The following is an 18,333-nucleotide window of genomic DNA, read 5'->3' as shown; positions in this document are numbered from 1 at the left end:
GTCCACGGTGGGTTGGAAGTGCCCGCGCGCATTGCGCGGGACTGGTGGACGCACGAATCTGCGGACACCGCAGACATGAATCCATATGGACCCAAAACGCGAGTTCCGACCGAGTTGTGACAACTCGTGACACTGAGGCTCTATTTCGAACGAAAAAGGCGGCCCCGGATCTCTCCGAAACCGCCTCTGAACTGCGCAAATAGATGTCGGGCTGACAGGATTTGAACCTGCGACCACTTGACCCCCAGTCAAGTGCGCTACCAAGCTGCGCCACAGCCCGCCGCGCCGGTTAAGGCGCTCGATGAGATTACCCCAGCCCCACCCCTGACACGAAATCGCCTGGTCAGGGGTGGGCGGAGAATCTATCGGCGGTTGTTGCCCTTGCCCGGCCGCTCGCGCTTTTCGCGGATACGGACCGAGACACGGACGGGGCTGCCGTCGAAGCCGAACTCTTCACGCAGACGCCGCTCGATGAACCGGCGGTAGCCGGCCTCGAGGAAGCCTGTGGTGAACAGAACGAATGTCGGCGGACGGGTGGTCGCCTGGGTGGCGAACATGATTCTCGGCAGACGCCCACCACGCATCGGCGGGGGCGTCGCGGCGACGACCTCCTTGAGCCAGTTGTTGAGCCTGCCGGTGGGGATTCGCTTGTCCCAGGATTCGAGAGCTGTTTCGAGGGCCGGAACGAGCTTCTGCACGGCCCTGCCGGTGTGCGCGGAGATGTTGACACGCTGCGCCCACGGCACCCGAGCGAGATCGCGATCTATCTCCTTCTCCAACTGCAGTCGACGGTCCTCGTCCACGAGGTCCCACTTGTTGAACGCCAGCACGAGCGCACGGCCCGCGTCGGCGACCATCGACAGAACACGCAGATCCTGCTCCGAGATGACCTGTGACGAGTCGATGAGCAGGATTGCGACCTCGGCGGCCTCGATGGCCGATTTCGTCCGCAGCGACGCGTAGAACTCGGCGCCGCTGGCATGGCTGACTCGCTTGCGCAGGCCGGCCGTATCGACGAAACGCCATGTCTTACCGCCCAATTCGACGAGGGAGTCGACGGGATCGACGGTCGTACCTGCAACGTCGTGCACAACGGATCGCTCGTCGCCGGACAGCTTGTTGATCAACGACGACTTGCCGACGTTGGGCTTACCGACCAAGGCGACTCGTCTCGGACCGCCGCCGGGAATACCTTCGCGGGGAGTTTCCGGGAGCGCTTCGAGAACGCGATCGAGCAGATCACCGGTGCCGCGGCCGTGCGTCGCCGACACCGCATTCGGCTCGCCGAGGCCGAGCGACCACAGTGATGCAACCTCGGACTCGGTGCGTCCGTCGTCGACCTTGTTGGCCACCAACAGCACCGGAGTTTTCGAGCGGCGCAGCACTCGCGCAACCGCTTCGTCGGTCGTCGTCGACCCGACGCGTGCGTCGACGACGAGCAGAATCGCGTCGGCGGTGTTCATCGCCAACTCGGCCTGGCGCGCAACGGACTGCTGCAGTCCCTTGGCGTCGGGCTCCCACCCGCCGGTGTCCTGCACCAGGAACCGACGTCCGGCCCAGTTGGCCTCGTAGGACACTCGGTCACGCGTGACGCCGGGAATGTCCTCGACAACTGCTTCGCGTCGGCCGATGATGCGGTTGACCAGCGTCGACTTTCCCACGTTGGGCCGTCCGACGACTGCGAGAGTCGGGACTGCGACCGCTGCCTCTGCATCGTCACCGTCGACGTAATCGAGAAGGTCCCACTCCCCCTCTTCGCTCCACGTGCCGTCGCCTGCGACCTCGCCTGCGTAGAATTCCTCGGTCACTGCTTCACTCCAGTTCTGTCGTGCACAACCTGGAGCAACGCGTCGATGACGCCGTCCATGCCCAGATCGCTGGTATCCACGATCACGGAATCCTCGGCAGGCCGCAACGGAGATACGGCGCGAGTGGAATCCGCATGATCGCGGCGTTGGACGTCGGCGAGAACTGCCTCGTAATCGTCGACCCGTCCCTGAGAGATGTTCTGTTTGTTGCGTCGGTCCGCCCGTGCTTCCGGCGACGCCGTCAGGAAGACCTTGACGTCGGCGTCGGTCAACACGACGGTCCCGATGTCGCGACCCTCCACGACGATCCGCGGAAACGACGCCGAGATGTCGCGCTGCTTCTGCACCAGGAGCTCCCGCACCCGAGGAACGGCCGACACAGCAGAGACCGCCTTGGTGACGGCCTCTCCTCGGATCTCCTCCGAAACGTCCTCACCTGCAAGAGTGACTGCCTCCGCCGCGGGGTCGGTGCCGATGTCCAGAGGAAGCGTCGCGACGACGTCGGCCACCTTCTCCGAATCCGTCGGATCGATTCCGGCGCGCAGCACCCACACCGTCGCCACGCGGTACATCGCACCGGTGTCGAGGTACCGAGCGTCGAGTGCCGTGGCGAGCTTGCGCGAGACCGTCGACTTACCGGTTCCCGACGGCCCGTCCATGGCAATGACCAGCCCGTCGATGCCGAGATCGTTCATCACAGACCGACCGACTCGTAGAGCTTGCCGACCTCGCCGCGTCCCAGCACACGCAACGTGCCGGGACGCTGGTCGCCGAGAGCAACGTTGCCGACGTCGGTGCGCACGAGGCGACCGACCGGGAATCCGACCGAGTCGAACAGGCGCCTGACGATGTGCTTGCGGCCCTCGTGCAGCGTGACGCGCACGAGTGACAGGCCGTTGGAGATGTCGAGGAGCGCGAACCCGTCGACCTTCACCGGACCGTCGTCGAGGGTGACGCCGGCCTTGAGCTTCTTGCCCAGATCCCGCGGGATCGCGCCGAACAACGTGGCCAGGTAGGTCTTCGACACCTCGTACGACGGATGCATCAAGCGGTGAGCAAGATCACCGTCGTTGGTGAAGAGCAGAAGGCCCTCGGTGTCGGCATCGAGACGTCCGACGTGGAACAGTCGCTGCCCTGCCTGCACGCGCTCGGAGACGATGTCGCCGACGCACGGGCGTCCCAGATCGTCGGACATGGTGCACTGCCATCCACGCGGCTTGTTCATCGCGAGGTGAACGAGTTCTTCCTTCACGACGATGCGTGTGCCGTCGACGCGGACGATCGCGACGTCCGGATCGATCCGGATTCCCTGCTCGGTGACGATGCGGCCGTCGACCTCGACGCGACCGTCGGCGATCAGTTCTTCGGCAGCCCGGCGCGATGCGACACCGGCCTGAGCGAGCACCTTCTGCAGACGCACACCCTCACCGCGCGGGACGTGACGCCGCTTGGCGTCGGGCTCGATGTACTGGTGCTTCGCGGGCTTCGCGTTGGAAATGGTGGTCGACGGAGCCTGCTTCTTCTGCGGCTTCGGTGGCTTGGGCCGAGAGGGCTTCTTGCGCGGCACTGCGTCGTTGCTGCGATCGTTGATGCCACTGTCGACCGGCTTGTTCTCGAAGGGTTTGCGCTGGTCGACGCCTTTGCGCGGGACAGCCTTGCGGGGTCCTCCGGCGCGGGGTGCATCGTCCCTGCGTCGGTTCTCGCGCGGATCCTCCGACCGTCCGGTCGTCGGCTTCCTACGCGGAGCCTGTCGTTTGTTCCTGTCCGGTGTGCCATCACGGCGAGCGGGCTTGTTCACTTCTTTACCTATCAGTCGTCCGAGTCGAGCTCGGCTACCGGATCGGGTTTCGATCCGCGGTTCTTGGTGGAGCGGGTGACTCTCGGGTCGGTATCCATGCTGTCACTGATCTCGTCGATCAGGTCCACTCCCGGCAACAACGGTGCCAGCGGTGGCAGATCCGTGAGCGAAGCCAGACCGAGCCGTTCGAGGAACAACTCGGTTGTGGAGTACATGGTTGCGTTCGATTCCGGATCCACTCCAGCTTCCGAAATCAGTCCGCGAGCGAGCAACGTGCGCATCACTCCGTCGACGTTGACCCCTCGCACGGCGCTGACTCGCGCGCGGGTCAACGGTTGACGATATGCGATAACGGCGAGAGTCTCCAATGCCGCGCGTGTGAGCTTGGACCGAGCGCCGTCGAGAAGCAGCCTCTCCACGTACGGCGCGTACACCGTGCGCGTGTAGAAACGCCAGCCGTCACCGGCGTATCGGAGATCGATTCCGCTGCGTCGTTCGGTCAGATCCGCGGACATCCTCTGGAGAATCGGCTTCACGCGTCCGACATCGCTCCCGACGGCCGACGCCAACTGCTCGTTCGATGCCGGCGAATCCACCACCAGCAGGACGGCCTCCAGAGCCGAGACGAGCGTGGCGTCGTCCAGCTCGTCCGTCTCCTCCGCAGACTCCACGTCGAGCGGCTGTTGCTCATCCATAATCCACCGCCGAGACCAGAACCTGCCCCGACTTCTCCTTACCCGTCCACGTCACCAACAGCTCACCCAGCGGCTCGGGCTGCTCGAACGCCAGAACCTGCTCGCGAAACAACTCGAGCAGCGCAAGGAACCGCGCGACGATCTCCACGGTGTGTTCGCATCCCTCGGTCAGCTCCGAGAACGGCGTCCATGCGCCCTCGCCTTTGCTCTCCAGCCGTTCCATGACCCACTTCGCCTGCTCGGGAACCGACACCGAGTGCTGGTGAATGTGATCGAGACCGACCTTCGGGATCGGCTTCGGCCGGAAGGCAGCCGCCGCGATGTCCGCAAATCGAGCTGCATCGACGCCCAACAGCACCTCGGGGATCAGGTCGGTGTAGCGGTCCTCCACGGAGACCGACCGCGGATACCGACGCAGGGCTGCTGCCTCGAGCTCGCCGAAGAGCTGAGCAACCTGCTTGTACGCCCGATACTGCAACAACCGCGCGAACAGAAGATCGCGCACTTCGAGAAGGGCAAGATCCTCGGCGTCCTCGACATCACCCGACGGCAGCAGCCTCGCCGCTTTCAGATCCAGCAGAGTCGCCGCGACGACCAGAAACTCCGTCGTCTGATCGAGGCCCATCTCCTTGCCCAGGCTCTTGGTGAAGGAGATGAAATCGTCGGTGACAGTGTGCAGCGCGACTTCGGTGACGTCGAGGCGATGCTGACTGATCAGTGTGAGGAGGAGATCGAACGGCCCCTCGAAGTTGAGCAGCCGAACACGAAAACGCGACGGGTCCTCGTTCTCGGGTACTTCGATCGGCGTGGTCTCGGTGGCGGTGTCGGTCATCGGTTACGGACCGGAACGGTAGATGACCTCACGGGCCAACGACCGATAGGCTTGTGCACCAGACGATTTGGGCGCCCAGGTGGTGATCGGCTCGCCGGCGACGGACGTCTCGGGGAACCGGACCGTCCGAGTGATCACCGTGTCGTAGACGACGTCGCCGAACACCTCGACGACACGAGTCATGACCTCACGCGAATGCAGCGTCCTCGCGTCGAACATCGTCACCACGATGCCGGCCAGCTTCAGCCGAGGATTCAGCCTGTCGCGCACCTTCTCGACGGTGTCGTTGAGCAGCGCCAGACCGCGCAGACTGAAGTACTCGCACTCCATCGGAATGAGCACCTCGTCGGCGCAGGTGAGTGCGTTGACGGTGAGCAGACCCAGGGACGGCTGGCAGTCGATGAGCACGTAGTCGTACCGATCGAGCACCGGATGCAGAACCCGACCGAGCGTCTGCTCGCGGCCCACCTCGGTCACCAACTGGATCTCGGCTGCCGACAGGTCGATGTTGCTCGGCAGGAGATCCAGATTCTCCACCCGCGTGCGCATCAGGACGTCGTCGGCGGAAATCTTCGGTTCGACGAGCAGGTTGTAGACCGTCAGATCCAGCTCGTGGTGCGCGACGCCGAGGCCGGCCGACAACGCACCCTGAGGGTCGAGATCGACGAGCAGGACACGCCTGCCGTAGGCGGCAAGCGACGCACCGAGGTTGATCGTCGACGTCGTCTTGCCGACGCCACCCTTCTGGTTGCACATCGCGATGATCTTCGCGGGACCGTGCTTCGCCAAGGGCTGGGGATCGGGGACCTCCCTGGTCTTGCGACCGGTCGGGCCTAATTCGGTTGCCGCAGGAATGGTTTCTCTCGTCTCACGGCTGGTGTCGGGCTGACGCGTATGGAACAACGCGCCTTCGTTGTGCGGATGCTGGGGCGTGAGGCCGTCGGGAGTGGCCTCGTAGCTTCGATAGGACGAGTCACTCGCCGGAGCCGAGTGCGTGGCCGGGCCCTGCGGTGCCGGTGGAGCGGGAGGCGTAGGGGTCGACTCTTCCCAGGTCTTCTCCGAACCAGACTCCGCCGCTGGCGGCCACGGTGTCGACACGTCTCCAGCGCTCCCCTGTCCGTTCGTACTGTGCGATTCTTCCTTCGCGACTGCTGTCCAACGCTACCGCGTGCTCGGTCGACACCTTCGCCGGACACGCGCAAAGCATGTCACCGGGCGCGCGGATGCGCCTCGGCCCACACTTCACGAAGCGTGTTGACGGTGACAAGGGTGTAGATCTGCGTCGTCGTCACCGATGCGTGCCCGAGAAGCTCCTGAACGACGCGCACATCCGCACCACCGTCGAGCAGGTGCGTAGCGAACGAATGCCGCAATGTGTGCGGGGAGACCGCGGTGGCGATACCGGCCCGTTCCGCCGCCGTGTGCAGCACCTGCCACGCACTCTGCCGTGACAACCGCCCGCTCCGAGCATTGAGAAACAGCGCAGGAGTCGCCTTCTTCGCCAGCGCCGGTCGACCCCGCACGAGATACGCGTCGACGGCGTCGACCGCCGGACGGCCGATCGGTACGACGCGCTGCTTGTCGCCCTTGCCGCGCAGCAGTACCGCACGGTTGTCGGTGTCGATGTCGTCGACGTCGAGGCCTACGGCTTCCGAGATACGAGCGCCCGTCGAGTAGAGCAACTCGAGTAGCGCCTTGTCCCGCAGCCCTCTCGGAGCGTCGGCGCCGTCCGTCGTCGCAGCGTCGAGAATCGCGATGACCTGATCCAGCGGCAGAGACTTGGGTAACCGACGACTGGGCGTCGGCGGCTTGACCGCCCTCGCCACGTCGACGCGGGTGAAGCCTTCGAGTGCCGCGAACTTGTGCAGCCCGCGGACCGCGATGAGGGTGCGCGCGGCGGAACTCGCAGCGAGAGGTGGAAACTCGTCTCCCCCACGTCGGAGCTCGATGACGAACGCGGTGACGTCCTGTTCGCCGACGGCTCCGAGATCGTCGATGTGATGCCCGGACAGGAAGGCCTCGTACCGCCGAAGATCCCGGCGGTACGAGGACAGAGTGTTCTTCGCAGCACCGCGCTCGACCTCGAGGTGATCGAGATACGCGGATATCTGCTTCGCCAGCACCCCTGACCTATCCGTGAGAACGCTTCCGCAGCTCGAAGGTCGTCGGAAGATCCGGCCACGGGGCGTCGGCGGGCCGCAGCGGCGTTGACCCAGCCCTGGACGCTGCCAAGGCGAGGATCCCCGACACCGCGGAGGCGTTGATGAACTCGCCGGACAGGGCGCGTTGGACGGCTTCGGTCAACGGGACGAATTGCAGCACCAAGTCCGCTTCTTCGTCCCGTGCTTCCGGGCGGTCCACCTCGGACAGATCTTCCGCGAGGAAGATCCGCACACACTCGTCGGTGAAGCCTGGCGACGCCGTCACGTCGACGAGCACCGACCACGTGTCCGCGGCAAGACCGGTCTCCTCGGCCAGTTCGCGCTTGGCGGCGTCGACAGGTGGCTCGTCGAGCTCGTCGAGCAGACCGGCAGGCAGCTCCCACAGGCGCCGACCGATCGGGTGACGGTACTGCTCGATCATCGCGACGCGGTCCGACGAGTCGAGTGCCACGATCGCCACAGCGCCGTGATGTTCGACGACCTCACGCTCGGCCACACGTCCGCCCGGCATCTCGACCTGGTCGAGCCGAAGCGCCAGAATTGCACCCTCGTACACGGTTTTGGTTGCGACGGTGGTGAACTCGTGGCGGTCCTGCGGACTCGAGCCGGATTCCGAAGTGGTCATCCGACGCTTTCGGTAGTGGCACCGGACACCGGGAACTCGGAATCCTTGGTGGCCTCTTCACCGTGCACATCGACCGGAAGACGCTCGGCGGCCTTGTACTTCAACGCCGCATTGATCAGTGCCGCGAAGAGCGGATGCGGACGCGTCGGGCGGCTCTTCAGCTCGGGGTGAGCCTGCGTACCGACGAAGAACGGATGCACCGACGCGGGCAGCTCGACGAACTCCACGAGGTGGCCGTCGGGTGAAGTCCCGCTGAAGACCAAGCCGCTCTTGGAGATTCGGTCACGGTAGGTGTTGTTGACCTCGTACCGATGACGGTGACGCTCGGACACCTCCGTCGCACCGTACGCACCGGCCACGACAGATCCCTTGTTCAACTTCGCCGGGTAGGCACCCAGACGCATCGTTCCACCGAGATCTGCCTCACCGGCGACAGCATCCTCCTGGTCCGCCATCGTCGAGATGACGGCGTACTTCGTGTCCGGCTCGAACTCGGCCGAATTGGCGTCGGTCAAGCCCACCGAGCGCGCCGCCTCGATGACCATGCACTGCAACCCGAGGCACAACCCCAGCAGCGGAACCTTCCGTGTCCGCGCGAACTCGATAGCTCCGAGCTTGCCCTCGATACCGCGAATACCGAACCCTCCGGGAATCAGCACCGCATCGACATCGCCCAAGGCAGCATGCGCACCGGCAGGCGTCGCGCATTCGTCGGACGGCACCCACTTGATCTCGACCTTCGACCGGTGCGCGAAACCTCCGGCACGAAGCGCCTCGGTGACCGACAGGTAAGCGTCGGGTAGATCGACGTACTTGCCGACGAGGCCGACACGCACCGTCTCGCGGGGCTCGTGAACACGCTCGAGGAGACCGCCCCACACCGTCCAGTCGACGTCACGGAACGGAAGTCCGAGCTTGCGGACGACGTACGCGTCCAGGCCTTCCTTGTGCAGGACCTTCGGGATGTCGTAGATCGACGGCGCGTCGGGGGTGGAGATGCAGCCGTCGACGTCGACGTCGCACATGAGCGCGATCTTGTTCTTGAGGCCCGGAGTGACCTCCCGATCGCAGCGCAGAATCAACGCGTCCGGCTGAATACCGATGCTGCGCAGCGCCGCGACGGAGTGTTGCGTCGGCTTGGTCTTCAGCTCGCCCGACGGGGCGAGGAACGGAACCAGCGACACATGCAGAAAGAAGACGTTCTCGCGTCCGACGTCGTGACGGACCTGGCGAGCGGCCTCGAGGAACGGCTGCGACTCGATATCGCCGACAGTGCCGCCGATCTCGGTGATGACGACGTCGGGCTGATGCCCCTGCAGATCCGGCCCGTTCATCGCAAGGATGCGACTCTTGATCTCGTCGGTGATGTGCGGGATGACCTGAACGGTGTCTCCCAGGTACTCACCGCGGCGTTCCTTGGCGATCACGGCAGAGTAGACCTGACCGGTGGTGACGTTCGCGAACCCGGAGAGATCGCGATCGAGGAACCGCTCGTAGTGGCCGACGTCCAGGTCCGTCTCCGCGCCGTCCTCGGTCACGAAGACCTCGCCGTGCTGGAACGGATTCATGGTGCCCGGATCCACGTTGAGGTAGGGATCGAGCTTCTGCATGGTGACGCGAAGGCCACGTGCGGTCAGTAGCTGCCCGAGGCTCGACGCCGTGAGGCCCTTGCCGAGCGAAGACGCAACGCCTCCGCTGACGAAGATGTGCTTGGTGTCAGATCGCGACTGAAGGCGTGACAATGATGCTCCCGTGACCAATCTGCAGGGCTTGCTCCTGCCAGAGAGCTGACAAGAGAGGTACAACGTCCATAATGGGCCTGCTACCCACGGGTCTTCACGGTAACACCACTACGGCAGTTCACGCGAACGACTCGCCACTTCTGTGCTGCGAGTTACCGCGCGGGGGCCCCCACCGTCACTGCCGTCGAGTTGGCCCCGGTGCCGTACCGCCCCGCAGCACCGTCCAATTGCTCCTGCAGCGCGAGGGTTGTCGTGATCCGTCCCGCCTCACGGTCGACGTTGTCGACCGTGCTCACGCCCGTGGACAACGCCGGATCTGCCCGCACGACGGCGACCGGCCCGTTCCCGTTCGCGGCTCCGGTGCGACCGGCAAGAACCGTGCCCGCTCCCCGGGCGTCGAGTCCGCCGGCGAACCTCGCGACGATCGCACCTCGATTGCCGTCACCGTCCTCGGAACTACCACCGGTGACGACCACTGCGAGCTGAGCGGGTGCAACAGCACCGTTGTCGTACGCGATGAACCCGCCGCTGCGCAGCGTCTCGAGAGCCAACGCGAGCTCTTCCGGCGTCGACTGAGGCTCTGCGGTCTGTGCGTTCAGCAACAACACCGAACCGAGCAGATCGCCGGCCATGCTGCCCTGATCCACTGCACCCGTGCGCAATTGAATCCCGGCAGGCACCACGTTGGTGAGGCGCGTCCGCAGATCGTCGCCGCTCGCAGCGGAGACGAACGAATCGGTGAGCGACACCCGGCCCGTCACCGCAGCACCCGACGCCTCGATGGACCGCGTCACGCCGTCGACGTCGCCTGGGTCCGCGTCGGGAGTGGTGATGACGACGACACTCCTGTCCAGCAACGCGTCGCGTACGACGCGGCCTGACACCGCAGCGTCGAAACCGTCCGCGGAGTTCAGCTGCTCGCCGAGTTGATTGTTGGTGTCCTGCAGCGCACCGACTTCGTTCTCGAGATCGGTCTTGTCGTCGCGAAGGCCCGAGACGAGGCCGCTCGACAGCAACCCGGAACCGAGAACCACGCCGATCGCGAGAGCAACGAAGATCGCCGCGATCGAAATGGCATGTTGACGCATCGAAATCACGCGAGCAGCCCCTGAACCCACGTCGCGAACTGATTCCAGAGGTTCACAGCCCAATCGAGCACGTCGCCGCCCATGTTGGACACCACCAGAGCGACGATCACCGCAACCAGAGCCGCAAGAATCAGCAGTGCGATGGCCCCGCCGGAGACGCGACTGCGATACAGAGTCGCAACGGCTTTGGCGTCCACCAACTTCGCGCCCACCTTCAGTCGGGTCATGAACGCCGCGGGATTGGTATTGCGGCGACCGCGGTCGAAGAACTCGTCCAGACTTGCCGGGCTACCGACGGTGACGATCAACGACGCCCCGTGGTGGTCGGCCAGCAGCAGTGCCAGATCGGCGGGCGCGCCCGTCGCCGGGAACGTCATCGCGCCGATGCCCAGATCCTGGATGCGCTCGAGACCGTTGGCATGACCGTCGGAGTCGGCAGGAAGAACGACCTCCGCGCCGGACTTGAGGGTCTGCGCCGTGATCTCCTCGGGGTCTCCGACGATCAGATCGGGTCGGTATCCCGCCTTCATCGCCGTGTCCGCGCCGGCGCCGACACCGATGATGATCGGCTGGTACTCCTTGATGAACGGCTTGAGATTCTTCAGATCCTCGGCGTGACCGGGACCGTCGGCCACCACCACGACATGGCGATCCTGCAACACGATGTCGATGTCCGGCACACCGACACCGTCGATCAGCAACGGACTCTCGGTGCGGATGAACTCGATCGTGTTGCCCGAGAACGCCTCCAGATGGTCGACCAGACCGGTCTTGGCCTCGATCATCCGATCGGAGATCTCGGCTTCGCTCTGCTCCTCACCTTTGGCGAGGCGACGGTCGCCCGTGTAGACGCCGCCGTCGTTCAAGCGGATCTTCGACCCGTCCTTGATCTTCTTGAACACCTCGGCGCCGGCCGAGTCGATCAGGGTGATGCCGTTCGCGACGATCACCTCGGGTCCGAGATTGGGGTACCTTCCCGAGATCGACGGGGAGGCGTTGACGACCGCCAGCACACCCGCCGAAACGAGCGCATCCGCCGTCAGCCTGTCCAGATCGAGCTCGTCGAGCACGACGATGTCCCCTGGACCGACGCGTTTCAGCAGCTTGGCAGTGTTGCGATCGACCCGGGCGATACCACTGATTCCGGGCAGCGAATCCTGATTGCGTGACAGCAGAGCCGGCATCTTCATGGCACCCATGATGACGCCGACGACACGCCCGACGGTGGAGGCGCGCCGAACCAATTACCACACTGGTCACATCTGTACCAGCAGGAGTGGAGCCTGCAGGAATGACCGGAAGGAAGGAGTGGAGCCTGCAGGAATGACCGGAAGGAAGGAGTGGAGCCTGCAGGAATGACCGGATCGAAGCTGCGGCGGTTATTTTTGTCGGTCTGCGCGGGCGGTGGCGAGTAGTTCTTCTGCGTGGGCCCGACCGGTTTCGGTGTCGTCCAGACCTGCCAACATTCGGGCCAACTCGACGACTCTTTCCGACGAGGACAGTGTTTTCACGCCGCTGTTGGCAGCGCCCTTCTTCGTGTCCGCTTTGTCGACCACCAGATGTGTGTCGGCGAATGCAGCTACCTGAGGCAGGTGAGTGACGACGATGACCTGGTGCGTCCTCGCCAGGCGAGCCAGCCGTCGTCCGACCTCGACCGCTGCGCGACCACCGACACCGGCATCGACCTCGTCGAAGACCATGGTGGCGCCCTTGTCGGACCCTGCCAACACGACCTCGAGCGCCAACATCACGCGGGACAGTTCGCCGCCTGAGGCGCTCTTGCTGATGGGTAGCGCCTGAGCCCCGTCGTGCGCCGACAGTTTGAACTCGACCTCGTCGACACCGCTGGCACCGGCATGAAGCTCTGCACCGTCGACCGACAGCGGCGCGGAGTCCTGGGGTCCGGCGGGGATCGTGCGCAGATCCAGCTGCAATTTGGCTTTGCCCATCGCCAGACCCGCCAGCTCCGTGCTGACGGCTTTGGCCAGCTTCGCGGCTGCCTTGGCTCGCGCAGCCGTCAGTTTGCTCGCTGCCGCGGACACCTCGACCGCAGCGGATTCGACCTTCGCGGACAATTCGGCGAGAGCGTCGGCCGACACATCGATCTTCGACAGACGATCACGCGCATCGTCGGCCCACGCGATGACACCGTCGACATCCGCTGCGTACTTCCGCGTCAACGACTTCAGCTCGGACTGACGGTTGAGCATCGTCTCGAGCGCGGACGGATCGGACGGTAGGTCGGAGAGGTAGCTCGTGATGTCCGCGCCGATATCGGTGACCAACGCCAACGCGTCGTTCAGCCGGGGCAGCAGATCGGTCAACGTGGTGTCGTCGGTCTGTTCAAGCCTTGTTCTGGCCTCGCCCAGAAGATGAAGAGCCGAAATGCCGTCGCCGACGTCGTCCGCAGCCCCCACCAGCGCTGCGCCGGCACCTTCGGCGGCTTCGCGCAGCGAATCCAGGTCGCCGAGCCGTCGCACGTCGGAGGCGATGGTGACGTCCTCGCCCATCTCGGGCGCGATGGCATCGATCTCCTGTAGGCCGAACTGCAACCGGTCGGCTTCCTGTGCCAGCTCGCGGCTGCGCTCGGTGCGGTCGATGAGTTCGGTTCTGGCAGCGAGCCACTCGGTGCGTGCGGTGCGATACTTCTTCAGCGGCGTGGCGACCGAGTCACCTGCGAACCGGTCGAGCGCATCGAGCTGACGGTCCGCGCGGAGCAGCCGCAACTGATCGTTCTGGCCATGGACGGTCAGCAACGAATCGGTGAAGCCGGACAGAATTGCTGCCGGGACACTTCTGCCCCCGAGGTGGGCGCGCGATCGTCCGTCTGCGTTGACGGTCCGCAACGCGATGATGGAGTCGTCCTCGTCGCGCTGAGCCCCGGCCGATTCGAGTACACGCTCGACCTCGTCGACAACTTGCGCCGACGCGGTTTCGGTGCTGAACCTGCCCTCGACGACTGCACGATCGGCGCCGAGGCGCACCCTGCCTGCGTCGGCGCGGGCACCCGACAGCAGGTGCAGGCTCGTGACGACCATCGTCTTGCCCGCACCCGTTTCACCGGTCAGGACTGTGAGTCCTTCGTGGAACTGTGCGCTTGCAGTTGAAATGACTCCGAGGCTGTCGATTCGAATCTCTTCGAGCATGCTTACCTCGCTCTCCCCCGCCATCCTGATGTAGGTAGCGCGAACTTGGTGACCATTCGATCGGCGAACGGTGCCGAATCCAGGCGAACCCACCGAATCGGCGTGCCCCCACGGATGACTTCGACGCGGCCGCCGGCAGGCAACTTCATAGTTCTACGTCCATCACAGAACACCAACGCGTCGTGCCCGGCGGCATCCGTTTCCACGGCGATGAACGACTCAGGACTGGTCACCAAAGGACGCGCGAACAACGCGTGCGCATTGCTGGGGATGACCAGAATCGCCTCCAACTCGGGCCACACCACCGGACCGCCGGCAGAGAAGGCATACGCCGTCGACCCTGTGGGCGTCGCGATCAACACCCCGTCGCAGCCGAACGCGGAGACGGGACGATCGTCGACCTCCAACACGACCTCGAGTACGCCGAGGCGTGAACCGTTCTCGATGCTGGCCTCGTTCAAGGCCCAGCCTCGCTCGACAACCCGGTCGCCGACGCGCACCGCGATGTCCAGCGTCATTCGCTGCTCGACGCGGTACTCCCGACTCACCACTCGGGTGAGTACCTCTTCGAGATTCTCTGCCTCCGCTTCGGCAAGGAACCCGATACGTCCGAGATTGATCCCCAACACCGGAATGTCCGCGCTGCGTGCAAGTTCCGCTGCCCGCAGAAACGTACCGTCCCCGCCCAGCACCAGCACCAGCTCACAACCCGCAGCGGCGTCGGGACCGAACTCGACGACCGACAGTTCCAGATCTGCACCAAGTGTCACGTCGGTACCGGAAGGGCCGACGGCTTCGATACGCGACGAATCCACCTCGTCCAACAACACGCGCAGGCGAATGCCCGCTTCACCCAGCACCTTCGCGACCCGTCTGGCGGTGTCGGCGATCTCGCGACGACCCGGATGAGCGACCAGCAAGACCTCGCGCACCGGAGTAGTCGCCGGAACGAAAGTCATTGTGGGCCCTCCTCGACCGCGCGTTCTACCAAGGCCTGCACATCGGCCTCCGCAGCAGGTTCCTGCGCGGACGAGTGCGATCGTAGCCACAAAAAATACTCGACGTTGCCCGAGGGACCGGGAAGCGGACTCGCCGTCACGTCCCGAAGCGACAAGTTCAGCTCGGCAGCGGCTCGTGCCACGTCGACGACCGTCTCGATGCGCAGCTGCGGATCACGAACCACACCGCCTGAACCGACACGGTCCTTGCCGACCTCGAACTGCGGCTTCACCATCAAGGCCAAGTCCGCATCGGGCGCCGTGCACGCCACGAACGCAGGCAACACCAGTTTGAGCGAGATGAACGACAGGTCCGCGACCACGACCTCGACACGACCTCCGATCGTGTCCGCATCGATGGAACGCACGTTGGTTCGATCGACGACATGAACCCGCTCGTCGGACTGCAAGCGCCAGACGAGTTGGCCGTATCCGACGTCGACAGCGACGACTTCCTTCGCGTCCTTGCTCAGCAGAACGTCGGTGAACCCGCCCGTCGACGCGCCTGCATCGAGGCACCGTTTGCCCGCGACCGAGAAGCCATCTCGCTCGAACACCTCGAGTGCTCCCAGAAGCTTGTGTGCACCTCTCGACGCCCACTGAGTTTCGTTTTCGGCCTCCGACACCAGCAACGGCGTACCGGCCTCCACGGCCGTCGCAGGCTTGGTTGCTACCGTTCCCGAGATCTTCACCCGCCCGGCAGCGATCAGCTCCACAGCGTGTTCCCTCGAGCGCGCCAGGCCACGACGAACGAGCTCGGCGTCGACGCGTGCGCGTCGTGCCATGTCAGCTCTTGTCCACGGAGGAGAGCGCATGAACGAGGACGTCGTGCGCCCGTCCGAGAATCTGCGCCTGAACGTTCAGATCCATCGGTGCGTCGCCCTCACCCGGCAGCCGGTCCAGCAAAGCGTCGACCTCCGACACGACGGCGCTCGGGTCGACATCGGGGGTCGCTGAATCCTGCGGGCGGTGCTGCCCTGGAAGTGGAATCGACGTGCTCATCGACGCTAACGCTATCGGATAGGTCCGACGTGTGCCCGAGCGCCCGACGCCGCGCCGGTTACGTAAGCAGTCGAGCGAGCACCTCGGTGCCGACCCCGTCGACCGTCACGGTGTTCCACTCTCGATCGGAACGATACGCAGCGTCGGCTACTGTCAGGAGTCCGTCCACGGTATCCGGTGCGTCGGTTCCCCTGTAGGTCACCACCAGCGCAGCGTCCCGGACCTCAGCGGACCAACCTTGCTTCGCCCCGACCCGAGACTTGTCGGAGGGCAGATTCAGCACGTCGAGGTCGAAACCGATGTGCGTCGGACGCTCCGACGGCACCGCACGCACCGCATCCAACGCACTGCTGACGCCGGTGAGCACGAGCAGCGACGGAATGCCGATGGTGCAGGCACCGGCGATGTCCGTGTCCAACCTGTCGCCGACGACCAGCGGGCTCGCAGCCTCACTCAATCGAATGGCGTCCTGCATGATGGGCGCCGCCGGCTTTCCTGCCACCAGCGGCTCGCTGCCGGTCGCCGTTCGAACGGCAGCGACCATCGATCCGTTGCCGGGCGCAAGACCTCTTTCGGTCGGCAGGGTCGCGTCGGTGTTGGTGGCTACCCACACAGCTCCTCCGCGGATGGCGAACGCGGCTTCGGCGAGAACTCCCCAATCCGTCGCCGGATTGTGCCCCTGAACGACGGCAGCAGGCTCGCCCTCGGCTCGACGAACCGGACTCAGACCCACCAGTGAAATCTCCGCCGACAATGCATCCGTGCCGACCACCACGACCGTCGAGCCGGCAGGGACACGCTCAGCGAGCATCCGAGCAGCGACCTGGGCACTGGTCACCACGAACTCCTCCGACGTATCGAACCCGAGCTCGACGAGATGCTGCGCAACATCCGACGGCGACCGACTCGCATTGTTGGTGACGAAATACTGCTTCTCGATACGCCCGGAGTCCTCCGAACGACCGCGCAGGTACTCCACCGCTCCCGGAATCGGATCCTTGCCCTGGTAGACGGTGCCGTCCAGATCGAGCAACAGAACGTCGTGTTGAGACCTCAGAACCGAATCAGTGGTCACTGCCCGGACAGCTCCTCGACGCGCTCCTCGGCGTCCGTCTCTCCGTCGACGTCGGCTGCGGCCGCGTTGAGGAACCACTTGACGCCCTCTTCGACGCGGCCCGCCGCCACCAGAGCGTCGGCGTACACGTAGAACAGCCGCGCAGCCGCGGTGCCCGAACGCGATGCATCGAGATCAGGAGTCTGCAGCGTCACCACTGCCTGATCGAATTGGCTCAGATCCATACGCGCACCGGCAACGACGATACGCAGCTCCGACGCCGCCTCACCGGTCAGCTCCCGCGCCTCGTCGCTTCGACCGAGTTCGATAGCTCGCTCCGGACGACCCAAGCCGCGCTCGCAATCCGCCATCACCGCCAGATGGCCCGGTCCACCGGCCATACGACGAGCTGCACGGAGCTCGGACAGAGCCTCCGCCCACTCACCGGCGTGATAAGCGGTCACACCTGCAGTCTCGCGGACCACGGCGATACGCCCCGCCCGCTGCCGCGCAGCACGCGCATGCTGCAGCGCGAGTTGCGGATCGTCGTCGAGCAAGCGGCTCGCCATCACGAGATGCCGTGCAACAGCAGTGGCATTGTTCTTGTCGAGACTCAACAGATCACGACGGATCGCAGGCTCGAGTTGACCGGCCTCGACCTCGTCGGGCAGATCCGGCTCCTCGGGACGCGGCGGACGCCTGTCCGCGGGTCCGCTTCCCCTGCGATCGCCTGAGAATCCGCCTTCACCGCCTCGACGACGAGGAGGCCCGTCGGACCTACCTCCACCGCCCTCGCCTCGACGAGGATTGCCCGAACGGCCTGCGCCACCGCCGGCACGGCCCCGCGAATCGTTGAAGCGAGGGTTTCCGTCGCCACGGAAGGAGCGGCGGTCGTTGCTGTCTTCCGGCACAACGGGTCCTTTCTATAAAGAGATAAAGCTCTGCGTCGGTCGACCGACACCGTTCATCCAAACAGAGAATGGGTTGAAAACTGAAAATTGCAGACCCCCGATGTGGGTTACGCAACTACACATGCGCAACGACCAGAACATAGACGCATCCACTCGTACTGCTTCGGACCTCTGGTTTCGTACTGAGTCTCCGGGTCCGGAAGGGTCGATTCACCCTCGTGTTGTGCGTGTGGCGGTGGTGGTGTCAGCGCACATTCGGGGGGTGTTTTCGTGGGTGCTCGACCGGTGTCCGAGGGGGTCCTGCACGGTGGGGTGTGTTTTTGGTTCGGGTATGCAGAACACCCCCGGGGACCGTGTGGTTCCCGGGGGTGTTCTGTGAAAGTGTGTTCGGCGGTGTCCTACTCTCCCACACCCTGTCGGGTGCAGTACCATCGGCGCTGGAGGGCTTAGCTTCCGGGTTCGGAATGGGACC

17 protein-coding genes, 1 tRNA gene and 1 rRNA gene are annotated in these 18,333 nt (G+C 64.8%); all 19 read right to left on the bottom strand.

Annotated elements, in window-relative coordinates; translation table 11 throughout:
* Positions 1 to 206: 206 nt before the first annotated feature.
* A tRNA-Pro gene (locus tag CH289_RS21710) sits at positions 207 to 280 on the bottom strand.
* Between the two features lie 82 nt (positions 281 to 362).
* Entirely contained in the window at positions 363 to 1,808 is a 1,446-nt protein-coding gene (gene der / locus CH289_RS21705; RefSeq protein ID WP_019667868.1) for a ribosome biogenesis GTPase Der, read from the bottom strand.
* A complete protein-coding gene (gene cmk / locus CH289_RS21700) occupies positions 1,805 to 2,503 on the bottom strand; it encodes a (d)CMP kinase (RefSeq protein WP_020113240.1) in 699 nt (232 codons plus the stop codon). The genes der and cmk overlap by 4 nt, the downstream gene beginning before the upstream one ends.
* Positions 2,503 to 3,606, bottom strand: coding sequence for a pseudouridine synthase (locus CH289_RS21695; RefSeq protein ID WP_019667870.1), 1,104 nt, complete (start codon positions 3,604 to 3,606; stop codon positions 2,503 to 2,505). Before CH289_RS21695 ends, cmk begins: the two co-directional genes overlap by 1 nt.
* Before the next feature lie 11 nt (positions 3,607 to 3,617).
* Positions 3,618 to 4,301 carry an SMC-Scp complex subunit ScpB gene (gene scpB, locus CH289_RS21690; protein WP_019667871.1) on the bottom strand — a complete coding sequence of 228 codons (684 nt, stop codon included), beginning with the start codon at positions 4,299 to 4,301 and terminating at the stop codon, positions 3,618 to 3,620.
* Entirely contained in the window at positions 4,294 to 5,133 is an 840-nt protein-coding gene (locus CH289_RS21685) for a segregation and condensation protein A (RefSeq protein WP_019667872.1), read from the bottom strand. The genes scpB and CH289_RS21685 overlap by 8 nt, the downstream gene beginning before the upstream one ends.
* 3 nt (positions 5,134 to 5,136) lie before the next feature.
* Positions 5,137 to 6,036, bottom strand: coding sequence for a ParA family protein (locus CH289_RS21680; protein WP_026348255.1), 900 nt, complete (start codon positions 6,034 to 6,036; stop codon positions 5,137 to 5,139).
* 305 nt (positions 6,037 to 6,341) lie between these two features.
* Positions 6,342 to 7,256, bottom strand: coding sequence for a site-specific tyrosine recombinase XerD (gene xerD, locus CH289_RS21675; RefSeq protein WP_020113238.1), 915 nt, complete (start codon positions 7,254 to 7,256; stop codon positions 6,342 to 6,344).
* Positions 7,257 to 7,263: 7 nt separating this feature from the next.
* The gene (locus tag CH289_RS21670; RefSeq protein ID WP_020113237.1) at positions 7,264 to 7,920 is read right to left on the bottom strand and encodes an NUDIX domain-containing protein; all 657 of its coding nucleotides are present in this window, start codon (positions 7,918 to 7,920) and stop codon (positions 7,264 to 7,266) included.
* Positions 7,917 to 9,662 (bottom strand): CTP synthase, encoded by a 1,746-nt coding sequence (locus CH289_RS21665; protein WP_020113236.1) that lies wholly within the window; start codon positions 9,660 to 9,662, stop codon positions 7,917 to 7,919. Before CH289_RS21665 ends, CH289_RS21670 begins: the two co-directional genes overlap by 4 nt.
* A 152-nt stretch (positions 9,663 to 9,814) precedes the next feature.
* Positions 9,815 to 10,759 carry a copper transporter gene (locus CH289_RS21660; protein WP_026348256.1) on the bottom strand — a complete coding sequence of 315 codons (945 nt, stop codon included), beginning with the start codon at positions 10,757 to 10,759 and terminating at the stop codon, positions 9,815 to 9,817.
* On the bottom strand, positions 10,756 to 11,940 hold the full coding sequence (steA, locus tag CH289_RS21655) for a putative cytokinetic ring protein SteA (RefSeq protein ID WP_026348257.1): 1,185 nt from the start codon (positions 11,938 to 11,940) through the stop codon (positions 10,756 to 10,758). Before steA ends, CH289_RS21660 begins: the two co-directional genes overlap by 4 nt.
* A 189-nt stretch (positions 11,941 to 12,129) precedes the next feature.
* On the bottom strand, positions 12,130 to 13,896 hold the full coding sequence (gene recN, locus CH289_RS21650; protein WP_027499081.1) for a DNA repair protein RecN: 1,767 nt from the start codon (positions 13,894 to 13,896) through the stop codon (positions 12,130 to 12,132).
* A 2-nt stretch (positions 13,897 to 13,898) separates the two neighbouring features.
* Entirely contained in the window at positions 13,899 to 14,855 is a 957-nt protein-coding gene (locus CH289_RS21645; protein ID WP_020113233.1) for an NAD kinase, read from the bottom strand.
* A complete protein-coding gene (locus CH289_RS21640; RefSeq protein WP_020113232.1) occupies positions 14,852 to 15,679 on the bottom strand; it encodes a TlyA family RNA methyltransferase in 828 nt (275 codons plus the stop codon). The genes CH289_RS21645 and CH289_RS21640 overlap by 4 nt, the downstream gene beginning before the upstream one ends.
* A 1-nt stretch (position 15,680) precedes the next feature.
* On the bottom strand, positions 15,681 to 15,896 hold the full coding sequence (locus CH289_RS21635) for a hypothetical protein (protein WP_019667883.1): 216 nt from the start codon (positions 15,894 to 15,896) through the stop codon (positions 15,681 to 15,683).
* Positions 15,897 to 15,954: 58 nt separating this feature from the next.
* The gene (locus CH289_RS21630; RefSeq protein WP_020113231.1) at positions 15,955 to 16,971 is read right to left on the bottom strand and encodes an HAD-IIA family hydrolase; all 1,017 of its coding nucleotides are present in this window, start codon (positions 16,969 to 16,971) and stop codon (positions 15,955 to 15,957) included.
* Positions 16,968 to 17,861: a tetratricopeptide repeat protein gene (locus CH289_RS21625; protein WP_020113230.1), complete on the bottom strand. Its 894-nt coding sequence runs from the start codon at positions 17,859 to 17,861 to the stop codon at positions 16,968 to 16,970. Before CH289_RS21625 ends, CH289_RS21630 begins: the two co-directional genes overlap by 4 nt.
* 385 nt (positions 17,862 to 18,246) lie before the next feature.
* Positions 18,247 to 18,333: ribosomal RNA gene (gene rrf, locus CH289_RS21620) — 5S ribosomal RNA — on the bottom strand; the annotation flags it as partial.

Origin of the sequence: Rhodococcus sp. RS1C4 (assembly GCF_002258225.1) — a bacterium.
In the GTDB taxonomy this organism is placed as follows: Bacteria; Actinomycetota; Actinomycetes; order Mycobacteriales; family Mycobacteriaceae; genus Rhodococcoides; species Rhodococcoides fascians_E.
Note: the sequence above shows the minus strand (reverse complement) of the source record. Positions and strands in the feature narration are given on the sequence as shown.

Excerpts from the sequence above, each read along its gene's own strand:
- cmk (WP_020113240.1), bottom strand. The coding sequence starts at position 2,503 with ATGAACGATCTCGGCATCGACGGGCTGGTCATTGCCATGGACGGGCCG.
- scpB (WP_019667871.1), bottom strand. The coding sequence starts at position 4,301 with ATGGATGAGCAACAGCCGCTCGACGTGGAGTCTGCGGAGGAGACGGAC.
- CH289_RS21685 (WP_019667872.1), bottom strand. The coding sequence starts at position 5,133 with ATGACCGACACCGCCACCGAGACCACGCCGATCGAAGTACCCGAGAAC.
- CH289_RS21670 (WP_020113237.1), bottom strand. The coding sequence starts at position 7,920 with ATGACCACTTCGGAATCCGGCTCGAGTCCGCAGGACCGCCACGAGTTC.
- steA (WP_026348257.1), bottom strand. The coding sequence starts at position 11,940 with ATGAAGATGCCGGCTCTGCTGTCACGCAATCAGGATTCGCTGCCCGGA.
- recN (WP_027499081.1), bottom strand. The coding sequence starts at position 13,896 with ATGCTCGAAGAGATTCGAATCGACAGCCTCGGAGTCATTTCAACTGCA.
- CH289_RS21645 (WP_020113233.1), bottom strand. The coding sequence starts at position 14,855 with ATGACTTTCGTTCCGGCGACTACTCCGGTGCGCGAGGTCTTGCTGGTC.
- CH289_RS21640 (WP_020113232.1), bottom strand. The coding sequence starts at position 15,679 with ATGGCACGACGCGCACGCGTCGACGCCGAGCTCGTTCGTCGTGGCCTG.
- CH289_RS21635 (WP_019667883.1), bottom strand. The coding sequence starts at position 15,896 with ATGAGCACGTCGATTCCACTTCCAGGGCAGCACCGCCCGCAGGATTCA.